The organism is Sorangium sp. So ce295 (genome assembly GCF_051527405.1).
In the GTDB taxonomy this organism is placed as follows: Bacteria; Myxococcota_A; Polyangia; order Polyangiales; family Polyangiaceae; genus Sorangium; species Sorangium cellulosum_B.
In genome coordinates this window covers 4,611,638-4,631,983 of sequence record NZ_CP150324.1, presented here as the reverse complement: position 1 = coordinate 4,631,983, position 20,346 = coordinate 4,611,638, and the positions used below count along the sequence as shown (strand labels likewise).

Sequence of the window (20,346 nt, the reverse complement as noted above, 5' to 3'; positions counted from 1 at the left end):
AGCGCTACGCGAGCTCCGCCTCCTTCGTGTACACGATGAGCGGAGGCTCGTGCTTCACGATCACGTCCTCGCTGACGACGACCTCCTTGATCCCCGTGCGGGACGGGACGTCGTACATGATGTCGAGCATCGCCGACTCGAGGATGGCGCGAAGACCGCGGGCGCCGCTGTTCCTCTCGAGGGCCTGGCGAGCCACCGCCACGAGCGCGCCGCGGGTGAACTTGACCTTCACCCCGTCCATCTCGAAGAGCTTCTGGTACTGCTTGACCAGGCTGTTCTTCGGCTTCGTGAGGATGTCGATGAGGGCCTCCTCGTTCAGCTCGTGGAGCGTCGCCACGACCGGCAGGCGCCCGATGAACTCCGGGATGAGCCCGAACTTGAGGAGGTCCTCCGGCTGGACGACGCTGAGCAGGTCGCCCAGCTTGAAGTCCTTCTTCGCCTTGATGTCCGCGCCGAAGCCGAGGGTGTTCTGGCCGATGCGCCGCTGGATGATCTGATCGAGCCCGACGAACGCGCCGCCGCAGATGAACAGGATGTTCGTCGTGTCGACCTGCAGGAAATCCTGCTGCGGGTGCTTGCGCCCGCCCTTCGGGGGGACATTGGCGATCGTCCCCTCGATGATCTTGAGCAGCGCCTGCTGCACGCCCTCTCCCGAGACGTCGCGGGTGATGCTCGGGTTGTCGCTCTTGCGGCTGATTTTGTCGATCTCGTCGATGTAGACGATGCCGCGCTGCGCGCGCTCGACGTCGTGATCCGCGTTCTGCAGGAGCTGGACGATGATGTTCTCGACGTCCTCGCCGACGTACCCGGCCTCGGTCAGCGTCGTCGCGTCCGCGATGGCGAAGGGGACGTTGATGATCTTGGCGAGCGTCTGCGCGAGCAGGGTCTTGCCGGACCCCGTCGGCCCCAGCAGGAGGATGTTCGACTTGGACAGCTCCACGTCGTCCGAGGAGACCCGGCTGTCGATGCGCTTGTAGTGGTTGTGCACCGCTACAGCGAGGATCTTCTTGGCGCGGTTCTGGCCGACGACGTACTCGTCCAAGGTCGCTTTGATGTCGGCGGGCTTGGGCACCGGGGTCGACCCCGCGTACGGCTCGTCCTTCTCGACCTCCTCCGCGATGATGTCATTGCACAGCCCGATGCACTCATCGCAGATGTACACCGTGGGGCCCGCGATGAGCTTCTTCACCTCTTTCTGCGACTTGCCGCAGAAAGAGCAGCTTAGATTGCCATTCGAGTGATCGTCCCGCCTTCGCTCCACTTCGACCCTCAGTGCGGTCTGCCGACGCTACCGCTTCAATGAGAGGTGGGGTCCCGCCGCGGCGGCGGCCCCTCCAACTTGCGGCGGGAACGGCTTCCACCGTCCCCTGTATTTTCAGCGATGCGCAGCCAAACGCCGCGCTCGGATTCTAGTGCGGTGCCCGTACCGTCGCAAGCTAACGGGGGTGGTCTCCAGCCTGTGGCCGAAGTCAGGGAATCACCCGATGGCGCCCCGCAGTCGGCCACCGACACGCCCGCGCATCGCGCGAAAAACGCGAAAAGCAGCGGATCGAGCGAGCGCAGCGCGGCGCGTGAGGCGCCGGGCCCGCGTGCTCCGCTGCTGCGCGCCCGCGCGCAATGCCCCGCCCGCCACAGCGGCGGGGCGTGGCGCGGCATCGCCACGCCACGCCGCGCCGCGGCGCGGCCCCGGGCGACGCCGCGCCGGCCTTCACCCCGAGCACGCCCGCCGGACGCGGCGGCGCGGCCACCTACTTGTTCCGCTTCGGGAAGACCTCGTCGATCAGGCCATACTCCTTGGCCTGCGTCGCGCTCAGGTAGAAGTCGCGCTCGATGTCCTTCGCCAGCTCGTCCCGGTTCTTGCCGGTCGCGTCGACGAGGATGTCGATCAGCGTCTCCTTGATCTTCTTGATCTCGCGCGCCTGGATCTCGATGTCCGTCGCCTGGCCGCGCGCGCCGCCGAGCGGCTGGTGGATCATCATCCGCGCGTGCGGCAGCGCGAAGCGCCGACCCTTGCGACCGGCGCCGAGCAGCACGGCGCCCATCGACGCGGCCTGGCCGATGCACATCGTCGACACCGGGCAACGCACGTACTGCATCGTGTCGTACATCGCGAGCCCCGACGTCACCACGCCGCCCGGGCTGTTGATGTAGACCTGGATCTCCTTCTCGGGATCCTCGCTCTCCAGGAAGAGGAACTGCGCGATCACGGCGTTCGCGACGAAGTCGTCGATCTCCGTGCCGATGAAGACGATGCGATCCTTGAGGAGACGGCTGAAGATGTTCCACTCCCGCTCGCCGCGGTGGGTCACCTCGGTGACCGTCGGGAGGATGTAGGCCTTCTCGCGTTCGAGAAACTCGATGGCTTGGGTGCGGGTTTCGACTCGTCGGGTCATCCGGTGCTCCGGGGGGTTCGCTGCCGCGCGGCAGGGGCTCTACTCCTGGGCCAGACTGCGTCCGATCGCAAGACCGAACGCGCCCGAGGTTACCGGAAATATCGGCCGCTCGCCGCGCGGCGCACGGAACACGCGGCGCGCCGCGGCCCGCTCGATCCGGCCCGCGCGCGCCCGACGTCGCTCGAGAGCGCGAGAGGCGCGACCTGGACAAACGGCGCACGCCGGCGCAGCAGAGCTGAGGCGCCGGCGTGCGGGGCAGGAGTCCGGCCATTCCGCGCCGGACCGCTGCTGGACGAAGCTAGCTCGCGTCGGCGACCTTCGCCGCAGCCTCGATGATGTCGAGGATCTTGTCCTCGAGGATCATCCCGGCGAAGAGCTCGCGCTTCTGGGGCTCGCGGTACTCCGCCTTGATCTTCGCCACGTTCTTGCCGGTCTGCTCGGCGAGCTCCTCGTAGCCCTTCTCGAGGTCGGCCTCGGTGATCCTGACCGCCTTCGCCTTCGCGATCTCGGCCATGACCAGGCCCGCGCGCACCTTCATCTCGGCGTCGAGCCGCACACGGGCGCGGAACTCCGGCGTCGGATCGACGCGCTGCCCCTGCCTCCGCGCCGTCGCGAGCAGCTCGCGCTCGGCGAGCTGCGCCTGCTGATCGACGAGCGACGGCGGGACCGGGATCGGGTTCGCCTTGCAGAGCTCCACGACGAGCTGCTCGGCGACGGCGTCGCTCGCCCGCTGCGTCAGCTCCTTCTCGAGCTTCTTGCGGAGCGACTCGCGGAGCGCGGACAGGCTCTCGTCGCCGCAGTCCTTCGCGAACTCATCGTCCACCTCGGGGAAGATGCGCTCCCGCAGATCCTTCAACGTGATGTGGAAGGTCGCCTGCTTGCCGCGCAGATCCGCGTTGGAGTGCTGCTCGGAGAACGTGACCGAGACGTCCTTCGACTGGCCGGGCGTCATCCCGGCGAGGGCGTCCTCGATCTCCTTGAAGACCTGGCCGCTGCCGAGCTCGGTCTCGATCTCCTGCTCCTTCGTGTCGCGCAGCGCGCCGCCGACCTCGAGGGTGAACGCGATCGTCGCGACATCCCCCTTCGCCGCGGGGCGCTCCGGCTCGGGCGCCTGCAGCGTCGAGTGCTCGCGCCGGAGGGCGGTGATCTCGGCGTCGATCATCTCGTCGCTCGGCGTGGTCGAGGGGCGCTTCACCTCGAAGCCCTCCCACTTCACCTCGGCGATGTCGGGGCGGACCTCGAAGCGGGCCTTGTAGGAGAACGCGTCGTCAGGGCGGAGCTCGGTGGGCGCGATCGCCGGCTGGGACAGGGGCTGCACCTGCTTGTCGGCGAGCGCCTGGTTCAGCGTGGCGTCGACGAGCCGCTGGGCGACATCGGCGTGGACGCGGCCGCCGTAGAGGTGCGCGAGCACCTGGCGCGGCGCCTTGCCAGGCCGGTAGCCCCGGACCCGGGCCGTCCGCTGGAGCGCCGTATAGGCCTTGTCGACCTCGCTCCGGACCCGGTCCGCGGGGACCTCCACCTGAAACTCCATCAGCACGGGAGAAAGCTTTTCGACGTTGACTTGCATGGCGGTTTTTTCGAAGGGCGGCACTCGTGCCACGCGTCGCTGGGGGGGTCAAGACGAGCGACAGGACGCTGCTTTAAAAAAAAAGGAGCCCCGGCGGAGAGGCGGCCGCCGGGGCTCGGATCCCGGGAGGGATCGTGCAAGCTGATGTTCAGCGCCGCGCAGCGCCGGCGCTGGTGATGCGACGGAGCAGCAGCGCCGAGCGCGACCGCGAGGACGTGCGAGGACGTGCGAGGACGTTGAAGCCATGCCGCACACCACGCCGCCGCGCCGCCGCGCTCAGTCGTCGTCCGAGACGTCGAAGGGGTCCTTGTCGAAGTCGAGCTCGGCGTCGAAGGACCCTTCCTCCTCGACGATGTCCTCGAGCGAGAAGCCGACACGGCTCGGGCGGAGAATCTCCCGCTCGAACTCTGAGAAGCTCTGATACGACCTGGGAAGCGGCATCTGTCCTCCTCACATGTGCCGAGGCGACGTCGGTGCGTCGGTCTGCTCGGCGAAGCTGGGCACCACGTCCGTGATCAAGGGGCGGTCGACGTCGTCCCGCGACTCGAGGTCGAGGGCGGACGACGGCGCGAGCCGATCGCCGACCTGCGTTGAAGCGAAGGCGAAAGCACGAGGACCTGGGCAGGGGCGAGCGGCGCAGGGCCGCGCCCGTCGCCCCAGAAGGCGCGAGCAAGGACCCGGTCGACGGGCCCCGGGTCGCAGCAGGCGAGCAGCGCCCCGCCGAGGCCGAAGCAGCGGCCTCGCCTCGAGGCTCGACCGCGCGCCCATGCCTTCGCCGTTCGGCTACCTTTGCCTACATCAAGCGACATGTGGGCACTGTAGATATCCCTGCCGTTCAGGCCAACAATCCGGCAAGCGATCGATGGGAGGGCGGCGAGCGGGTGACGACGCCCCGCGCGGGTCACGCCCCCGAGGGCGCTCCAGCCCGGCGTCCAGGGCGAGTCCTCGGCGCCGCAGCCCAGCGTCCAGGGCGGCCCGCGGCGGCAGCGCGCCGGGTCCGCGCGCTGGGCCGACCGCAGGACAGACCCGCACGCTCGGTCGAACGTTTGTGTCGAGGCGCCCGCTTCTCTCGACGTGCCGATGGGGGTCGTGTAAGCAGCCTGGTCGGACGCGACACAGCACGATGCCATCGCCCAACGAGGGGGGCGCGCCCGGCAAGCCCGGCTCCGCCCCCAAGCCTTCGCCTGTCATCTTCGCCGTCGCCAACCAGAAGGGGGGCGTCGGCAAGACCACGACCTCGGTCAACCTGGCCGCGAGCTTCGCCGCGGCAGAGTGCCGTACGCTGCTCGTCGACTGCGATCCGCAGGGGAACGCCTCGAGCGGCGTCGGCGTGCGGCGCGGGAGCTTCGAGCTGTCCCTCTACGACGTCCTGATCGGGCGCGCGTCGCTGAAGGACGCGATCGTCGCGACCGAGGTGCCGCTCCTCGGCGTGGTGCCCGCGACCCAGGACCTCGTCGCGGCGGAGCTCGAGCTGGTCGACGCGGACGACCGCGCGGTGCGGCTGCGCAACGCCCTGCGCCCGCAGCTCGCGGGTTACGACTACGTCGTGCTCGACTGCCCGCCGTCGCTCGGGCTCCTGACGCTGAACGCGCTCACCGCGGCGCACCGGGTGCTCGTGCCGCTCCAGTGCGAGTACTACGCGCTCGAGGGGCTGACGCACCTGATGGCGACCATCGACCGGGTGCGGAGCGCCTTCAACCCGGAGCTCACGGTCGAGGGCGTCGTCCTCACGATGTACGACGGGCGCAACTCGCTCACCCACCAGGTGGCCGACGAGGTGAAGGCGCACTTCCGCGTCTTCGACGCGATCATCCCGCGCAACGTGAAGCTCAGCGAGGCGCCGTCGCACGGCAAGCCGGCGCTGCTCTACGACGCGCAGTCGAAGGGGGCGCAGGGCTACCTGAGCCTCGCGCGCGAGATCCTGGACGGCCCGCCCGCCGCCGCGGCAGACACGAAGAAGCGGCCGCGCGGGGACGCCGCCGAGGCGGAGCCGCCGGCTGAGCCTTCGCCCCCGCAGAACCCCGGAGAGCGCGCGAGGGACGCACGACCCAGATCATGAATGCCGATCAGAAAGGGGCGCGGCGCGCGCTCGGACGGGGGCTCGACGCCCTGCTCCCCGCGGCGCCGCCGGCGACAGCGACTGCGGCCGAGGGGCGCAGCGTGTTCGTGTGCGCGATCGAGAAGATCGTCCCGCAGAAAGGGCAGCCGCGGCAGCACTTCGACGAGACCGAGCTCGAGGAGCTCACCGGCAGCATCCGCGAGCACGGGCTCATCGAGCCGCTCATCGTGCGCAGGACGCAGGCGGGGAACGACGCCTTCGAGCTCATCGCGGGCGAGCGGCGGTGGCGCGCCGCGCAGCGCGCGGGGCTCAGGGAGGTGCTCGTCGTCGTCAAGGACGTCTCCCCCAAGGAGGCGTTCGAGCTCGCGCTCGTCGAGAACGTACAGCGGGCCGACCTCAACCCGATCGAGATCGCCGAGGCGTTCGATCGGCTGCTGCGCGAGCACAGCTACACGCACCAGACCCTCGCCGAGCGCGTCGGCAAGGACCGCACGACGATCGTCAACTCGCTCCGGCTGCTCCGGCTGCCGCCGCGGATCCGCACCATGGTCATCTCGCGCGAGCTCAGCGAGGGCCACGCGCGCGCGCTGCTCGGCGCGCCCAGCGACAAGGTGATGGCCGACGTCGCGGAGCGGACTGTCCACGGCAAGCTCCCCGTCCGCAAGGTCGAGGCGCTGATCAAGGCGGCGAAGGAGAAGGAGCTCCGGGCCGCCGAGGGCGAGGAGCCGGGCGAGAAGAAGCGCGGCGGGAAGTCGCCCGCGATCAAGGACCTGGAGGCGCGGCTCGCGCGCCGGCTCGGGACCCGCGTCGAGGTGCGCGACCAGGGCGGCCACGGCGAGCTCGGCATCACCTACGGCTCGCTCGACGAGCTCGACAGGCTCATCGCGCTGCTCGGCGCGTGAGCCGGCGGCCGCGCATCACTTCAGCCTGGCGCTGAGCTCCTTCACCTTGGCGCGGGCGCGCTTGCCGATCTCGGTGTCGCCGCCGTGCTTCCCGGCCTCGGTGAGCGCGGCGATCGCGCTCTGCGGCTTGCGCTCGGCCAGGAACGACAGACCCAGGTAGTAGTGCGCGGCCGCGAACCGCGGGTCCACCTTGATCGCCGCCTGGTAGTCGGCGCGCGCCCCCGGCTCGTCGCCGAGCTCGTGGCGGCACGTCCCGCGGCGCACGTGGAACTCGGCCTCCGGCTTCAGCTTGATGGCGCGGTCGAACGCCGCCACGCAATCGGCGTAGGCCTTCGCCGGCCCGAGCATCCGCCCGATCGTCGCGATCGTCGCCACGTCGTCGCCGGTCGCAGCGAGCGCCTTCCTGAGCTCGGCCGCGGCCCGGTCGAGCACCTTCGCCTCGAACAGCATCGCGCCGTAGGCGAAGCGCGTGGCGGCCGTGTCCTCGGCCTTGAGCGCCGCCTCGTAGTGCTTGCTCGCGTTCGCGACGTCGCCCTTCAGCCCGTACGCGTAGCCCAGGTTCTGGTGGAGCGCCGCCCGGTCCGGCGCCTGCTCGATCGCCTTCGAGAGCACCGCGATCGCCTCGTCCGGCCGAGGCGGCTCGTCCAGGTAGAGCGCGGCCAGGTTCAGCGCGGCGGCCTCGAGCTTGGGATCGCTCGCGAGCGCCTTCTTGTACGACGCCTCGGCGCCGGCGCGATCGTTCGTCTTCTCGTTCGCGAGGCCGAGGTAGTAGTGCGCCTCGGCGCTGCCCGGCTCGTGCTCGATCGCCTGGAGGAGGTGCTGCTTCGCCTCCTCGTACTTCTCGTTCTTGATGTACGCGATGCCCCGGTCCAGCGCCGTGGACGACGCGCCCTTCGAGGCCGCCGCGTCGCTGCCTTCGGGCGGATCGGCCAGGAGCGGGTCGCGCTGGGGCTCCTGCGCGCCACCACACGAAAGGGCGCACGCCGCGACGCACGCGGCGAGCGCCATAGCCGAAAGGACCCGCTGCGCGGCGGGCCTCGCCGTCGTCGTCCACACCGCGCGCGTAAACCACCTCTCGTTCATCCGACACTCCCTTCGCCGTCCAGGCCCTGGAGGACCGCGTGCAGCCGCTCCTCCACCTCTTGCGTCCGCTTGCCGTTCGGGATCTTCGTCCCGTCCGCGTCGCTCACGTAGAACACGTCGGCCACGCGCGTCCCCTCCGTGTTGATCTTGGCGACCGAGATCGAGAGGCCGAGCTGGTAGAGCGCGTCCGAGATCGCGAACAGGAGGCCGGGGCGATCGCGCGTGAGGACCTCGATCACCGTGTGGTGCGAGGCGCGATCGTCGATGGATATCTGCGTCCGGACCTTCGGCGTCGGGCGCTCGCGCAGCGCGCCGCCCCGGCGCTTCTTGGCGAGCTCGGCGCCGGAGAGCTGCCCCGAGAGCACCGCCTGGATGTCGGTCACGAGCTTCGGGATGGCGCGCGCCACCCCCCCTACCCCTTCGCCGCGGTCGCGCACCCAGAACAGGTCGACGGCCTGCAGGCGCACGCCGGCGGGCGGGGACGAGCCCGCCCTCGCGCGGATCACGCCGCCGTCGTCCATCCCCTCGTCGTCGCACGCGCGCGAGTGGATCTGCGCCGCGTGGACCTCGAGGCGCGAGGCCGCGAGCGCGGCCGTGATCGCCGCGAGCAAGCCGGGGCGATCCGGCGCCACCACGCAGACCTCCGCGGCCTCCGGGTGGCGCGACGGGACGAGCGCGACCGAGACGGTGTTGGCGCCGGACTGCTGCTGCCGCGCGAGCTCCGAGTGCGCGGCGATCGCGGCCGGGCTGTTCGCGAGCAGGTAGCGCTCGGGCATCGACGCGAGGTAGCGGGCCAGGAAGTCCCGCTGCGCGCGCCGCTCGGCCTCGCTCGCCGCCGGGAGGTCCTCGAGGGCGCCGACCGTGCCGCTGATCGCGCGGGCCATGCGCTGGTCGTCGATGTCGAACGACCCCGCGTCCTCGCGCGCGCCGCGCAGGGCCCTGTCCGCGGAGAGGTACAGCTCGTCGAGCATGCGCGCCTTCCACGACGTCATCGAGGTCGGGCTCGTGGTCGAGATGTCGGCGACCGTGAGCAGGTAGAGATCGCGCAGCCCCTCGCGGCCGTGCACCTCCTGGCAGAACTCCGAAATCGTCGCGGGATCATCGAGATCGCGCCGGGTCGCGATGAGGTACATCACGAGGTGCTTCAGCACGAGGTGGCACGCCTCGTCGATGTCCTCCTGAGGGAAGCCGAGCCGCGCCAGGATCTTCCGGGCCATCTCGGCGCCGCGCCCGCTGTGATCGGTGCCCCCGATCGCCTTGCCCACGTCGTGCAGGAGCGTGGCGAAGAACAGCATCGTCGGCCGGGTCGCCTCGGCGGCGAGCCGGCACGCGAGCCCGAACTCGCCCGCGAGCTCGCCCCGCACGAGCGCCGCCAGCCGATCGACCGCGGCGACCGAGTGAACGTCGACCGTGTACACGTGGTAGACGTCGTGGTGGACGCGCCCGACGACCGGCAAGAACTCCGGGATCATCGCGAGCAGGAGGCCGAGGTCGTGCAGCTCGCGGACGACCGAGCCGCTCTGCAGCTCCGTCTCCTTGCACGTGGCGACGAGGGTCCGGAACCGCTCGGCGGCCTCGGGGCTCTCGCGGAGCGCCGCGCAGAACGCCGGATCACCGGCGGCGCGGACGATCGCGCCGCGCGCGTACGGCAAGAGCGGCACGCCGCGCTCGACGGCCTCGGAGACGAGCCGCAGCGCGATCGCCGGATCGGTCCTCAGCAGATCCGGATCGCTCATCGTGATGCAGCCGTCGAAGAGGCGGACCCCCGCGCCGAGGTCCTCGTCGCGGCGGCGGCGCCGCGTCAGCGTCGGCGTGGCGCGCGAGACGATCATGTCGAGGGAGCGCGAGATGGTCCGGGCGCTCCGGTAGTAGTCGCTCATCATCCGCTCGATCGCCTCGGGCGACACGGCGCCCTCGCCGGGGGGCGGCGCGCCCTTCCGGCCGGCGTCGGCCGGGCCGGCGCCCTTGCTGTAGCCGAGCGCGCCCGCGCAGAGCTCCTGCTCGTCGAACGTCAGCCGGTCGGTCCTCCGCCCGGAGTGGGCGTGGAGCAGGTTGCGGATGCGCCAGAGCATCTCCGCGGCGCTCCGGATCTCCTCTGCCTCGCGGGCGACGAGCGCGCCGAAGCGGACGAGCGCGTCGAACTCGCCGACGCCGTAGCGCGCCTTCGCGGCCCATCGGGCGACGTCGAGATCGCGCAGCCCGCCCGCGCCGTTCTTCACGTCCGGCTCCAGGAGGTAGACCGAGCCGCCGAAGCGCTCGTGCCGCTGCGAGATCTCCTTCCCGAGCCGCTCGATGAAGCGGGGCAGCTCCGAGTGCGCGAAGATGCCCGACGAGGCGCGCTGCCAGAGCGACTCCGACAGCGACGCGTCGCCGACGACGTGCCGCCAGTCGAGCAGGCTCGTCGCGGTGGGCAGGTCCTCGCGCGCGCCGTCGATGAGGTCGTCGATGGTGACGACCTGGTGCCCCACGGCGACCCCCATGTCCCAGAGCGGGTAGAGCAGCGCGTCCGCGATGGCGCTGGCGCGCTGGGCGTTGTGGGCGAGGATGCGCAGATCGAGATCGCTCCGCAGCGCGACAGCGCCGCGGCCGTAGCCGCCGACGCCGGCGATCGCGACCGAGTCCCACTCCTTGCGGCTGGGCCCGCCGGACTCGCGCAGCAGGTGGAAGAGGCGCGCCAGGAGATCGTCGAGCAGGCGCGCGTGGCGCCGCCCAAGGGCGACCCCGACGGCGGCCGGGTCCGCGGCCGGCGTGGGGCCGCTCGGCGCCGTGCGATCGAGCTCGGCGCGCTCGCGCGCATAGGCGGCGCGGAGCTCGACGAGCCCGCTGGGCCTGGACGTGGGGGAGAGGTCGACGCTCATGCGGTGTCGTTCTGCTTTCTCAGGCGCCCGGGGCGCGGAAGGCGGTGACGTGCGCGTTCACCTTGACCGGCGTGAGGCCGGCGCCGCAGAGGCGCGGCGCCTCGCTCGCGGCGGAGAACAGGAGCCCGCCCGGGCCGAGCTCGGCCGCGAGGCGGCGCGCCACCGCGTCGCCGGCGGGCTCTGCGAGATACAGGAGCACGTTCTTGAAGAAGATGATCTGGAACCCGCCGCTCGGCACGGCGTGCACCAGATCGCAGACCTCGAAGGACACGACGTCGCGGAGCTGCTGGCCGACGTGCAACGCTCCGCCCTTCTCTTCACAGTACCGCTGAACGAAGGACGGGGGGAGCTGGTCGACGGCCTCGGCGGAGTAGACGGCCTCGCGCGCCGCCTCGATCGCCGGAGCGGCGCGGTCGACCCCGAGCACGCTGAAGCGGCGGCCCGCGCTCGCGAGCACCATCGCCAGGGTATAGGCCTCCTCGCCGGTGCTGCACCCGGCCGAGAGGCCGGCGATGGGCAGGTCGGGCGGGAGCCTGGGCAGCACCGAGGTGGCGATGGCCTCCCAGATGATCGGGTCGCGGTAGAAGCGCGTCTCGCCGACGCGGAGCGCGCTGACGATCTCCTCGATGGCCTCCCTGTCGTCCCGCAGCCGCTCGGCGGCCGCGAGCGGCGACACGCCGTGGCGCGCGGCCACGGCGCTGAGCACGGCGAGGACCCGCTCGCGCACCCAGCCCGGGGCGGCGAGGCTGCGGCCCAGGCCGAACCGGCGCTGCAGCTCGGCGAGCGCGAGGTCGACGGCCCGCTGGGCGGACCGCGCCGCAGGACCTCCTCCCGCTCTCGACGATCGGGCCATGGAAGGTCGTCGCTATCAGCCGAGGAAGCCGGCTTTCCTGGCCTGGGCTCCCTTGCCGCCGCCGTCGAGGGCGATGGCGAACACGTCCTTCAGCGCGAGCACGAACGTCTCGCCCTTGGTGCTGCGCGCCTTGAGGAGCCCGCCCGCGCTCGACACGGCCTCGATCTTGGTCACCGGGAGCGACACGCCGTCGTGCGCGGCGTAGATCGTGAGCACGCGCCCTTCAGGGAGCTCGGCCCAGCCGTCTTTGTCGGTCTTCGCCTCTGCCGTCTCGAGGGCTGCCTTGAGTAGGTCGTCGGTCATGAGCAACGTTTCCGTCCCGCGCCCTGCCGCGTCAAGCACGTGCTCGCCCTTACCGTGATGCAAGGCGATCGGCGTCCTGCGGGGCCCCCTCCGTGGTACCGTACTGTGCGGATGTCGAGAAGGCCGCCCAGCCAGGTCTCTCCCCCCCCGCGCGCGACCCCCTCGGAGGCGCAGCAGGTGGGCAACATGCCGCCGGGGTGGCAGCCGGAGGATCACCTCTTCGTCGACGACATCAAGAAATCGTTCGGGGCGACGAAGGTGCTGCACGGCATCACGATGCACCTCCGGCGGACCGAGACGGCGGTGATCATCGGCGGGTCGGGCGCCGGCAAGACCACGCTGCTCCGGCTGCTCATCGGGCTGGAGCGGCCGACCACCGGCCACATCTGGGTCGACGGCGTGGACATGGGCGCGCTCGACGATTTCGAGATGAACCGGATGCGCCAGCGGTTCGGCATGGTGTTCCAGTACGCGGCGCTGCTCGACTCGCTGACGATCTTCGACAACGTGGCGTTCCCGCTGCGCGAGCACCGGAAGCACATGTCGAAGCGGGACATCCGCGACAAGGTCGTGGGCATGCTGAACTCGCTCGGCCTCGAGAACAAGGAGGACCGGATGCCGTCAGAGCTGTCCGGCGGGCAGCGCAAGCGCGTGGGCCTGGCGCGCGCGCTGATGCTCGAGCCCGAGATCCTCATCTACGACGAGCCGACCAGCGGGCTCGATCCGCTGACGAGCCGGATGGTCGACGACCTGATCGAGGAGACGCGGGCGCGCTTCAAGGTGACGAGCGTGGTGATCTCGCACGACATGGCGAGCACGTTCCGCATCGCGCACCAGGCGTTCCTCGTGATCCAGGGGCGCGTCGTCGCGTCGGGGACGCCGGACGAGCTGGCGCACGGCGACAACGAGCAGGCCCGCCAGTTCATCGCGGCGTCGGGGGTGGCGACGGATGAGGTGTCGCGGGTGAACCGGCCTGCGCTGGCGGACAGCACGGGCGGGCGGGTGATCGAGTTCAGGAAGGCGGCGGAGTAGCTGGCGGGTGCCGAGCACCGCGACACCCAGCGAAAATCGGGACCTGGCGGCGTGCTACAGGCGGAGCAGCGCGACGTGGCGGCCGCGCGGCGTCGTGACGTCGCTGAACCGGGGCGCGGTCCGGGCGAGCCGGCCGCGGGCGTCGAAGATCACGAGCGTCGCGCGCCTCTGGCGCAGGCGCGCGAGGTAGCTGTCGAGCTGGGCGAGGCCTTCGCGGAGCGGGTCCTTCTGGCCCTTGCGCCACACCTTGAGCTCGAGCGCGCGCCGCTGGACGGCCCGAGCACCGCCGGGCTTCTGGTAGGGGAAGCGGACGAGCAGATCGATGCGCCCGCGGCCGACGCCGTACTCGCGATCGATGGATCCGCCGCCGTTGGCCGCGCGCTGGAGGAAGGCCATCAGGACGAGCTGCGGGGCGACCTCGGGGTACGGCATCCCGGAGGCGAGCACCTCGCCGTGCTCGTGCCAGAAGGCGGCGAACGCGCGGAGCAAGCGCCGGAACGCGAGGCGGCCGTCGGGCAAGCGGAAGCGCTCGGGCGGGGCGTCGATCCGCTCCTCGGCCGAAGAGGAGAGGACGCGGGCGATCACCTCGCGGTAGATGGGGTTCGCGACGCGCAGCGGCTTGCCCTGGGCGATGAGCCCGAGATCGCGGGCGTAGGAGACATCGTCGTCATACGTGTCGCCGCCGCCCTCGTACGTCCCCGCGAGCATGGGCTCGATCACGCGGCGGACGCGGGGCTCGGCGAGCTTGCTGACCAGCGAGTCGAGGTGCGTGGCGCGCGCGAGGAGGAGGTGCTCCTTGGCCTTCTCGACATGCGCCGCGGTGATGGGCTCGCTCGGCGAGATGGCGAGCTTCTCGACGATCTCGCGGCCGAGGGCGTTGACGAGCCACGGCTGGCCGACGGTGAGGTCGAAGGCCCGGAAGAGCGCCGCGTCGAGGAAGACCTGGCCGGTGTCCTCGGTGTGCTGAGCATAGAGCGCGCGGAGCTCTTCCTCCGAGAAGTCGCCGAGCCGCAGCGACTCGAGCTTGATGTTGAACGGGCTCGCGGTGCCGAGGCGCTCGGGATCGCCCCCGCTCGCGGCCTTGTAGTCGCGCACGTCGCGCAGCCCGCAGAGGATGATCGAGGCGGGGAAGTGCTCGGGGCGGCTGGGGAAGCCGGCGCGGAGCTGGCGCAGGACGCTGAGGAGGCCCTGGCCACGCAAGGCGTCGATCTCGTCGAAGATGAGGGCGAGCGGACGCGGGCAGGCGCGCGCCCAGGCGGTGAGGGCCGCGGAGAGGAGGCCCTCACCGCCCTCGAGAGAGAACGGCGGCGGCTGGAGCTCGGGCGGCAGCGCGATCTGCGCCGCGCGCGTGAGCTCGCGCAGGACGGCGCGCTGGGCGGAGCCATAGTCGTCGCCGGCGGCGCTTCCCTCCTCGCAGGAGAAGAGGACGGCGGCGTGTCGACCCGAGGCCGTGAGCCGCTCGGCGACGGCGCGCAGGGCGGTCGTCTTGCCCGTCTGCCTCGGGGCGTGGACGACGAAGTAGCCCATCTGCTCGACGAGCCTCGGGGCCTCGGGCAGGCGGCTCTCGGCCGGGATCATGTAGTGCAGATCGGGGCGGCACGGCCCGGTCGTGTTGAAGCGGCGCTTCACCCGCGCCAGCGTTGGGCCAGCGGCGGGGAGGATGCAATGGCACGGCCGCCGCTTACGGTCGTCGCGACCTGAGCGAGAAGGTGAAACGAATGGATCGGTGGTTCTGGATCGGCCTCGGTGGCGCAGCGGGAACGCTCGCCCGCTACGGGCTCTCGACGTGGTGCCAGCAGCGCTTCGGCGCCGAGTTTCCGTACGGGACGCTGGCGGTCAACGTGATCGGGTCGTTCTTGCTCGGCGCCGTCGGAGAGATCGCCGCGACGACCGAGCTCCTGTCGCCGACGCTCCGCCTCAGCCTGAGCACCGGCGTGATGGGCGGCTTCACCACGTACTCGAGCTTCAACAACGAGACGATCCGGCTCATCGAGTACAGGTCGTGGGCGGCGGGGCTCGCCAACATCGCGATCACGCTGGTCGGTTGCTTGCTCGCCGGCGCCCTCGGGATGGTCGTCACGAGGCGGCTCATCGCGGGCTGACGCGGTGGGGGCGGGCGCTGAGGAGCGCTGGCTCGGGGGCTGGGATCAGCCGCCGACGCCGGGACTCGGTGTGGCCTCCGGCGTCAGCGCGCTGCCGCCCGGCGCGCTGCCGCCCGGCGCGCTGTCGCTCGGCGCGGTGCCGCTCGGCGCCTCGCCGCCGCCGGACGGGGCTTTCTTGGCCGAGTTGCCGGAGCGGGTCTCGAACATCCACGCGGCCTTGTTCAGCTCGGGGACCAGGATGGTCCCGTCGACCCGGCGCGCGGCCCTGAAGGCGCGGAGGATCTTCTCGATCACGACCGCGACCCTGCCGTCCTGGAGATCGAGCGCCCGCTGGGTCACCCGGCGCCCCGCAGCGACCTGGACGCTGGCAGTCCCGCGCACCCGCTGCGCCATGGTCCGGAGCGCGGCCGCGCACTCGGCACCGACGTCATAGTCCTCGAGGAGCTGCGCGTCCTGCGGATCGGCCCGCCGGGTCTCGTCGATAAAGGCCGCGAGCGCCTCGAGGCCCCTGGCGAGGTTCTCGGGGGAATCCGCGCGCCCGACGACGGCGTCGACCCGCGCCATGCGGCGCGGGCCGAGCGCGTTGCGCAGGCCGTCGTAGCAGAGGTCCCGCTCGGCGATGCCGTCGCGCATCGCGCTCCGCCCCTGCACCTCGAGCGCGGCCCGGGCGCCGGCGACCTCGGACGCCGCCGCGTCGTGCGACCGCTTCATCGCCTGGAGCCTGCCCGCCTCGGCGACGAGCAACGGCAGGAGCGCCTCGGGCATGCGCACCTTGCCGCGCTGCGCCCCAGACAGCGAGCCCAGGATGCGCCGCGCCGAGGCGACGAACTGAGGGACGTCATCGATGAGGCTCTGCGAATCGATGCGCGTCCCCTCCGCTACGAGGTCCTCCTCGGGAATGCCCGCGTACGTCCGCGCGGCGAAAGCGCCGTCCGCGGGGCCGAGCTCCCGCGCGAGCGCGTCGAGGGTGGTGGTGGAAACGATAGGCGCCTCGGCCGGCGAGGTCGCCGGCGCGGGCTTCTTGGTCTTGGAAGTGGCCATGAGAGGGGAAGCTACGGGAAAGCGTCAAGGAACGGAAAGCGAACACGTCGTTGCGCAAGACCACGTCGCGACGATCCTGTCCGAACGAATGCACGGGGGCCGGGAGAGCGGCGCAGGGTCGGTGGCTGGGGCGCGCTCGGCGGGCGCGACGCGCGGACCAGGCAAGATCGACGGCGTCACGACGGCGGGCGGCGCACGCGAGACCGGCGAGGGAACGCGCGCAACCCCGGCCGCGCCGGCGCACCACAGGCGCGGGGCGCGCGCGCAACGCGGGGCGACGCGCGCACAGGCGGCCCGGACATGCGCACGACGCGGAGGCGGCGTGCGGCAAGCCCGTCGCCCCCGCGCGCCAGAGATCCCGGGCACGCGCACGGAGCTCGGGAACGCGCGCACGACGCGCCAGCGACGCGCGCACGACGCGCCAGCGACGCGCGCACGACGCGCCAGCGACGCGCGCACGACGCGCCAGCGACGCGCGCACGACGCGCCAGCGACGCGCGCACGACGCGTTGCGTCACACATGTCCCCTGCCCTTCATCGCCGGCGACCGCTGCGCCGCAGGCTCGCCGCGTCCAGTACGGCGGGTGAGCTCCCCTGCCGGGGACCTGCTTCGCGAGAGAAAAGAGAATTCAACGCAAAGGCGCCATCAATTTCATGCATTTTTGCGCCTTTGCGTTGAACTCTCTCTCCCGATCCCTCGCCGGACCCCTGGTGAGTGGAACCAGAGAACCTCAGGACGGGCGCGCTGCAGCGCGGAGTAGCTCGTCCCACGCGGGCACGCCGAGGCCGCCGAGAGGTTGGGCGAGCGCTGCGGCGCGCTGCGCGGCGGAGCGGGCGTCACCGGCGCCGGCGCTCGCGAGGCGCCGCGCGAGCTCGCGGTGCGCCGCCACGGCAAGCACGCGGCTCATGTGATCCTCCGCGGTGTCGCCGAGGAGCGCCTCGGCCTGGTCGGCGAGAGAGCGGGCGGACGCGAGGGCGTGATCGGCGTCCGTATCGACCGCGGCCCCCAGCAGCTCGACGAAGAGCTCGGCCCGCAGGCGTGATCGCCGGTCCAGGCCCCAGTCACCCCACTGGGCAACGGAGCTGCGCGCGCTCATGAACCACATCGCGGCATCCCAAGGATTCCCCATGACCATCGAGAGGAGCCCGGACGCCACCGCGCCAAACGCCTCCGCACGGAACCCGCCGTCCGGCTCGAGTCGCTCGTCCGAGGGAGCCCGCCCGTCCCTCCGATGCCTGAGGAGCTTCGCGGCCCGCTCCTCGTTTCCGCGGGCGATCTCGACGAGCGCCTTGGCCGCTTCACAGCGGCGCGCGAGGCTCGCGTGCTCCTTCGGCCAAGGCGCGCCCTCGGCGAGCGCTCGCTCAAGCCCCCAGAGCGAGGCGTCGAGATCGCCGGTGAGGAAGTCTAGATCTGAAATCACGACGCGCATGATCACATCGACACCCACGGATTCACGCCGGGGAGAGCTCGCGTGCGGCCCGGGATCGAGCAGCGCGGCAACCCGCCCTCGCGCCGCCGCGACCTGACCGCGCTCGGCAAGCCGGAGAAGGTGCGATCGGGCGGCGATCGGAACGAGCCGCGATCGGATGACATCCGTCGATGCCTCGACCTCGGTCGCGAGGGTCTGGTCGAGCTCTTGCGCGCGCTCGAGATGACCGAGGCACCAGTGCACGAACGCGTTCGCCCGAAGCGCGCCGTACATCGCGTCGCGCGCACCGTGCAGCGAACCATCCCCGTCACGAAGCGCCCGGTCCGCATAGGGAACCGCTTCAGCCGCGCGATCCTGCGCGGCAAGCGCAATGGCGAGCCCGGAGCATGCACCGACCGCGAACGCGACGGAATCGCCGTCGAGACGCTCGATCGCCCCGGAGAAGAGCCCCGTCGCCGACCTGAAGTCCCTACTGGCAAGATCCCAGATGGCAAAGTGCAGATCGCGCAGCGGTCCCGGTGGGTGGACCACCGAGGGCTCGGTGATCTCCGCCGCGGCGAGCACGGAGAGCAGATCGTCGACCCACGGCCGGACCACGATATCTCCGCCGAAGAGCGCGAGCGGGGACACCGCTCTCATGAGCAACAGCGCATCGTTGACGCGCCTGCCCTCGCTCGCCGGTGCCGCCGCTGTCAGCGAGGAGAATGCCGCCTCCACGCCGCCAACGAGGGCCGGCGCTCCTATCTTGTGGCTCTCCAGGATCGGCTCGATCGCCATGTCACGCGACAGGCCACGCGCTACGCGCGTTGTCCCCGGTAAGCTGTTGGGCGCGCCCGCGTCCTCCTCGATGACGTACTCACCGCTCCGGATCGACCACACGTCGGGCGCCGCGGCCGCGAACACCGGTGCGAGCGCGCGCGGCAGCATCACCACGACCTCGCCGTGTGACGGCCCGAGTACGTTGCGCTTCTCGTTCCAGAGGGAGAACACGCGCGCCCACGGCTCGGTGTCCGCGTAGGCCGCGCGCGACGCGTCGACCAGGTGGATCGCGCCGCGGAGCTCGTCGGGTGGGTCGAGGAGCGGAAGCAGGACGCGATCCGCGAGCTCGCCGTCGGTGAGCGGCGTGTCCTCGGTCCGTGCGCCGTACGGCTCCAATCGGACGAGACGAACCTCCGCGCGCCCGCGCCGCGGGAGCTCCGCGGAGAGCTCGGCGACCAGCTGGTCCGCCGCGCGGGGGCTCGCGCACCGTGCAAGGTACAGGTGGAACCGCCGCGAGAGCGCGAGCGCCCGGACCAGCCGCGAGCGCTCCCCGCCCGCGGCGCCGGTCATGCGCTCTTCTCCCCCGCGGCGTCCTTCGCGTCCGGAACCGGCCCCGCGAGCTCCTGCATGCCGGCCACCGACGGGTGGACGTCGACCCACTCGTCATCATTCAGGTAGCGCAGGATGACGTTGTTCTGGAGCAAGTGATCGGCGGCCTCGCGCTCCTGCTCACTGTTCGTGATGAGGCGCTTCGTGCGGTTCACCGTGGCGAGCCACGGGATCGCGCCGCTGTCGTAGACGATGCTCCGGTAGGCGTTCCCCGCCCGATGGAGCTCACGCTCGAGCGTCTTCGCGTCCACGGGGAACGTCTCGAGCTCCAGCAGCGTCTGGAGCAGCCGCACGATCTCGCGCGGGTAGCCGCCCGACCACAGCGCGATGTCGCGGATCCGGCTCCGGAGCGCCGCCTTGCCGAAGATCTCCTCGAGCGCGGCCTCGTCGATGCGCTTCTTCACGAGCTCCGTGATGACCTCGACCCCCTCGGCGTGGAGCGTGCCCCCGGCGTCCCGGACCTTGATCATCGGCAGGAACGACACGGGCGGCTCGACCATGCGGCGCGCGAGCGCCGGCGGGATCGTGTAGAGCACGTGTACCGGGAGCTGGAGGTAGGGCGCGCCGGTGGAGAAGATACGCTCGGCGCTCTCGAGCACCGGCTTCCAGGTGAGGCTCGTACCCCGGAGCTTCTCCAGCGAGTCGAAGAGGATCACGACGCCGGAGCGCCCGAGCTTGCGCGCGCGCCAGTCGAGCTCCCGGAGCTCGTCGTGCACGAAGCGGACGAACGTGGACAGGTGCCGAGCAACGATCTCGCGGACCCGGTGACGTACGGTCGGGTTGGTCTTGAGGTTGAGCTCGACCCCGGTCTTCGTCCCCGCCTCCACGCCCGCGGTGAGCTTTCCGATCTCCACGTCGGTCCGCGAGAGCCACGCCCAGAGCCGCCGGTGAGGCCCCTCCGTCAACGCGCTGGCCGCGTCCTCGCCCTCCGCAGCCAGGACGGTACGCTCGGTGTGGAGCAGCACGAGCGCCAGGACGTCCGAGATGTCGATCTCCACGGTCAGGTCGAGGACGTCGTCCGCGTCGATCAGGACCGTGAGCAGGTTGCGCCGCTTCGGATCGGAGAGCCTGGCGGCGAGGCGCTGGATCTCGGTGCTCTTTCCCGTGCCGCGGAGGCCCGTGAAGAGCTGGCAGACCGGCGTCCTGGAGAGCTCGATCTGGCGTGCGAGCTTGTTCGTCCAGTGAGCCCCGCGGACGCCGCGGACGTCGATGTCCACGTTGCGCTCATCGCCCGGCGACAGCGGCTCGTCGGGGTTGCAGCGGTTGTAGAGCTCCTGGAGGCGCTCGAACTCCATCGCCGGGAAGGTACCCGACGGCACCATGCTCGTCAGGGAATTCGCGCCGCCCGTCGGCAC

General features: G+C 71.4%; 16 protein-coding genes. 4 read left to right on the top strand and 12 right to left on the bottom strand.

Going from position 1 to position 20,346, the window contains the following annotated elements:
- Positions 1–4: 4 nt before the first annotated feature.
- The 4 genes from clpX to WMF11_RS17530 form a co-directional block, all read right to left on the bottom strand.
- A complete protein-coding gene (clpX, locus tag WMF11_RS17545; RefSeq protein WP_012235779.1) occupies positions 5–1,261 on the bottom strand; it encodes an ATP-dependent Clp protease ATP-binding subunit ClpX in 1,257 nt (418 codons plus the stop codon).
- Between the two features lie 487 nt (positions 1,262–1,748).
- On the bottom strand, positions 1,749–2,393 hold the full coding sequence (locus tag WMF11_RS17540) for an ATP-dependent Clp protease proteolytic subunit (protein ID WP_012235778.1): 645 nt from the start codon (positions 2,391–2,393) through the stop codon (positions 1,749–1,751).
- Between the two features lie 298 nt (positions 2,394–2,691).
- A complete protein-coding gene (gene tig / locus WMF11_RS17535) occupies positions 2,692–3,960 on the bottom strand; it encodes a trigger factor (RefSeq protein WP_437978247.1) in 1,269 nt (422 codons plus the stop codon).
- Positions 3,961–4,236: 276 nt separating this feature from the next.
- On the bottom strand, positions 4,237–4,401 hold the full coding sequence (locus WMF11_RS17530; RefSeq protein WP_012235776.1) for a hypothetical protein: 165 nt from the start codon (positions 4,399–4,401) through the stop codon (positions 4,237–4,239).
- Positions 4,402–5,083: 682 nt separating this feature from the next.
- On the opposite strand from WMF11_RS17530, the gene WMF11_RS17525 reads away from it, so the two are divergent.
- Positions 5,084–6,019, top strand: coding sequence for a ParA family protein (locus WMF11_RS17525; RefSeq protein WP_437909522.1), 936 nt, complete (start codon positions 5,084–5,086; stop codon positions 6,017–6,019).
- A complete protein-coding gene (locus WMF11_RS17520) occupies positions 6,016–6,921 on the top strand; it encodes a ParB/RepB/Spo0J family partition protein (protein WP_437553047.1) in 906 nt (301 codons plus the stop codon). Before WMF11_RS17525 ends, WMF11_RS17520 begins: the two co-directional genes overlap by 4 nt.
- A gap of 15 nt (positions 6,922–6,936) precedes the next feature.
- Here the strand turns inward: WMF11_RS17520 and WMF11_RS17515 are convergent, their stop codons facing one another.
- From WMF11_RS17515 to WMF11_RS17500, 4 genes are read right to left on the bottom strand one after another with little or no spacing between them, the layout of a single operon-like run.
- A complete protein-coding gene (locus WMF11_RS17515; RefSeq protein WP_437978246.1) occupies positions 6,937–8,004 on the bottom strand; it encodes a tetratricopeptide repeat protein in 1,068 nt (355 codons plus the stop codon).
- Positions 8,001–10,862 (bottom strand): [protein-PII] uridylyltransferase, encoded by a 2,862-nt coding sequence (gene glnD, locus WMF11_RS17510; RefSeq protein ID WP_437909520.1) that lies wholly within the window; start codon positions 10,860–10,862, stop codon positions 8,001–8,003. Before glnD ends, WMF11_RS17515 begins: the two co-directional genes overlap by 4 nt.
- A 19-nt stretch (positions 10,863–10,881) precedes the next feature.
- Complete coding sequence (locus tag WMF11_RS17505; protein ID WP_437872506.1) at positions 10,882–11,715, bottom strand: CheR family methyltransferase; 834 nt, start codon at positions 11,713–11,715, stop codon at positions 10,882–10,884.
- A gap of 15 nt (positions 11,716–11,730) precedes the next feature.
- Positions 11,731–12,018 carry a hypothetical protein gene (locus tag WMF11_RS17500; RefSeq protein WP_044965043.1) on the bottom strand — a complete coding sequence of 96 codons (288 nt, stop codon included), beginning with the start codon at positions 12,016–12,018 and terminating at the stop codon, positions 11,731–11,733.
- A gap of 111 nt (positions 12,019–12,129) precedes the next feature.
- On the opposite strand from WMF11_RS17500, the gene WMF11_RS17495 reads away from it, so the two are divergent.
- On the top strand, positions 12,130–13,050 hold the full coding sequence (locus WMF11_RS17495; RefSeq protein WP_437978245.1) for an ABC transporter ATP-binding protein: 921 nt from the start codon (positions 12,130–12,132) through the stop codon (positions 13,048–13,050).
- A gap of 54 nt (positions 13,051–13,104) precedes the next feature.
- Here WMF11_RS17495 and WMF11_RS17490 read toward each other — a convergent pair whose 3' ends face one another.
- A complete protein-coding gene (locus tag WMF11_RS17490; protein WP_437978244.1) occupies positions 13,105–14,679 on the bottom strand; it encodes an ATP-binding protein in 1,575 nt (524 codons plus the stop codon).
- 89 nt (positions 14,680–14,768) lie between these two features.
- Between WMF11_RS17490 and crcB the strand changes: the two genes are divergently transcribed.
- Complete coding sequence (gene crcB, locus WMF11_RS17485) at positions 14,769–15,152, top strand: fluoride efflux transporter CrcB (protein WP_437978243.1); 384 nt, start codon at positions 14,769–14,771, stop codon at positions 15,150–15,152.
- A gap of 45 nt (positions 15,153–15,197) precedes the next feature.
- Here the strand turns inward: crcB and WMF11_RS17480 are convergent, their stop codons facing one another.
- The 3 genes from WMF11_RS17480 to WMF11_RS17470 form a co-directional block, all read right to left on the bottom strand.
- Entirely contained in the window at positions 15,198–16,193 is a 996-nt protein-coding gene (locus WMF11_RS17480; RefSeq protein WP_437978242.1) for a hypothetical protein, read from the bottom strand.
- Between the two features lie 731 nt (positions 16,194–16,924).
- The gene (locus WMF11_RS17475) at positions 16,925–18,952 is read right to left on the bottom strand and encodes a hypothetical protein (RefSeq protein WP_437978241.1); all 2,028 of its coding nucleotides are present in this window, start codon (positions 18,950–18,952) and stop codon (positions 16,925–16,927) included.
- Positions 18,949–20,313: a hypothetical protein gene (locus WMF11_RS17470; RefSeq protein WP_437978240.1), complete on the bottom strand. Its 1,365-nt coding sequence runs from the start codon at positions 20,311–20,313 to the stop codon at positions 18,949–18,951. The genes WMF11_RS17475 and WMF11_RS17470 overlap by 4 nt, the downstream gene beginning before the upstream one ends.
- Between the last annotated feature and the right edge of the window lie 33 nt (positions 20,314–20,346).

Bases quoted from the DNA above. Each gene is read 5' to 3' on its own strand.
- WMF11_RS17530 (WP_012235776.1), bottom strand. From the start codon at position 4,401: ATGCCGCTTCCCAGGTCGTATCAGAGCTTCTCAGAGTTCGAGCGGGAG.
- WMF11_RS17505 (WP_437872506.1), bottom strand. From the start codon at position 11,715: ATGGCCCGATCGTCGAGAGCGGGAGGAGGTCCTGCGGCGCGGTCCGCC.
- WMF11_RS17470 (WP_437978240.1), bottom strand. From the start codon at position 20,313: ATGGTGCCGTCGGGTACCTTCCCGGCGATGGAGTTCGAGCGCCTCCAG.
- WMF11_RS17525 (WP_437909522.1), top strand. From the start codon at position 5,084: ATGCCATCGCCCAACGAGGGGGGCGCGCCCGGCAAGCCCGGCTCCGCC.
- WMF11_RS17520 (WP_437553047.1), top strand. From the start codon at position 6,016: ATGAATGCCGATCAGAAAGGGGCGCGGCGCGCGCTCGGACGGGGGCTC.
- WMF11_RS17475 (WP_437978241.1), bottom strand. From the start codon at position 18,952: ATGACCGGCGCCGCGGGCGGGGAGCGCTCGCGGCTGGTCCGGGCGCTC.
- glnD (WP_437909520.1), bottom strand. From the start codon at position 10,862: ATGAGCGTCGACCTCTCCCCCACGTCCAGGCCCAGCGGGCTCGTCGAG.
- WMF11_RS17495 (WP_437978245.1), top strand. From the start codon at position 12,130: ATGTCGAGAAGGCCGCCCAGCCAGGTCTCTCCCCCCCCGCGCGCGACC.
- WMF11_RS17480 (WP_437978242.1), bottom strand. From the start codon at position 16,193: ATGGCCACTTCCAAGACCAAGAAGCCCGCGCCGGCGACCTCGCCGGCC.
- WMF11_RS17540 (WP_012235778.1), bottom strand. From the start codon at position 2,393: ATGACCCGACGAGTCGAAACCCGCACCCAAGCCATCGAGTTTCTCGAA.
- WMF11_RS17515 (WP_437978246.1), bottom strand. From the start codon at position 8,004: ATGAACGAGAGGTGGTTTACGCGCGCGGTGTGGACGACGACGGCGAGG.
- WMF11_RS17500 (WP_044965043.1), bottom strand. From the start codon at position 12,018: ATGACCGACGACCTACTCAAGGCAGCCCTCGAGACGGCAGAGGCGAAG.
- tig (WP_437978247.1), bottom strand. From the start codon at position 3,960: ATGCAAGTCAACGTCGAAAAGCTTTCTCCCGTGCTGATGGAGTTTCAG.
- crcB (WP_437978243.1), top strand. From the start codon at position 14,769: ATGGATCGGTGGTTCTGGATCGGCCTCGGTGGCGCAGCGGGAACGCTC.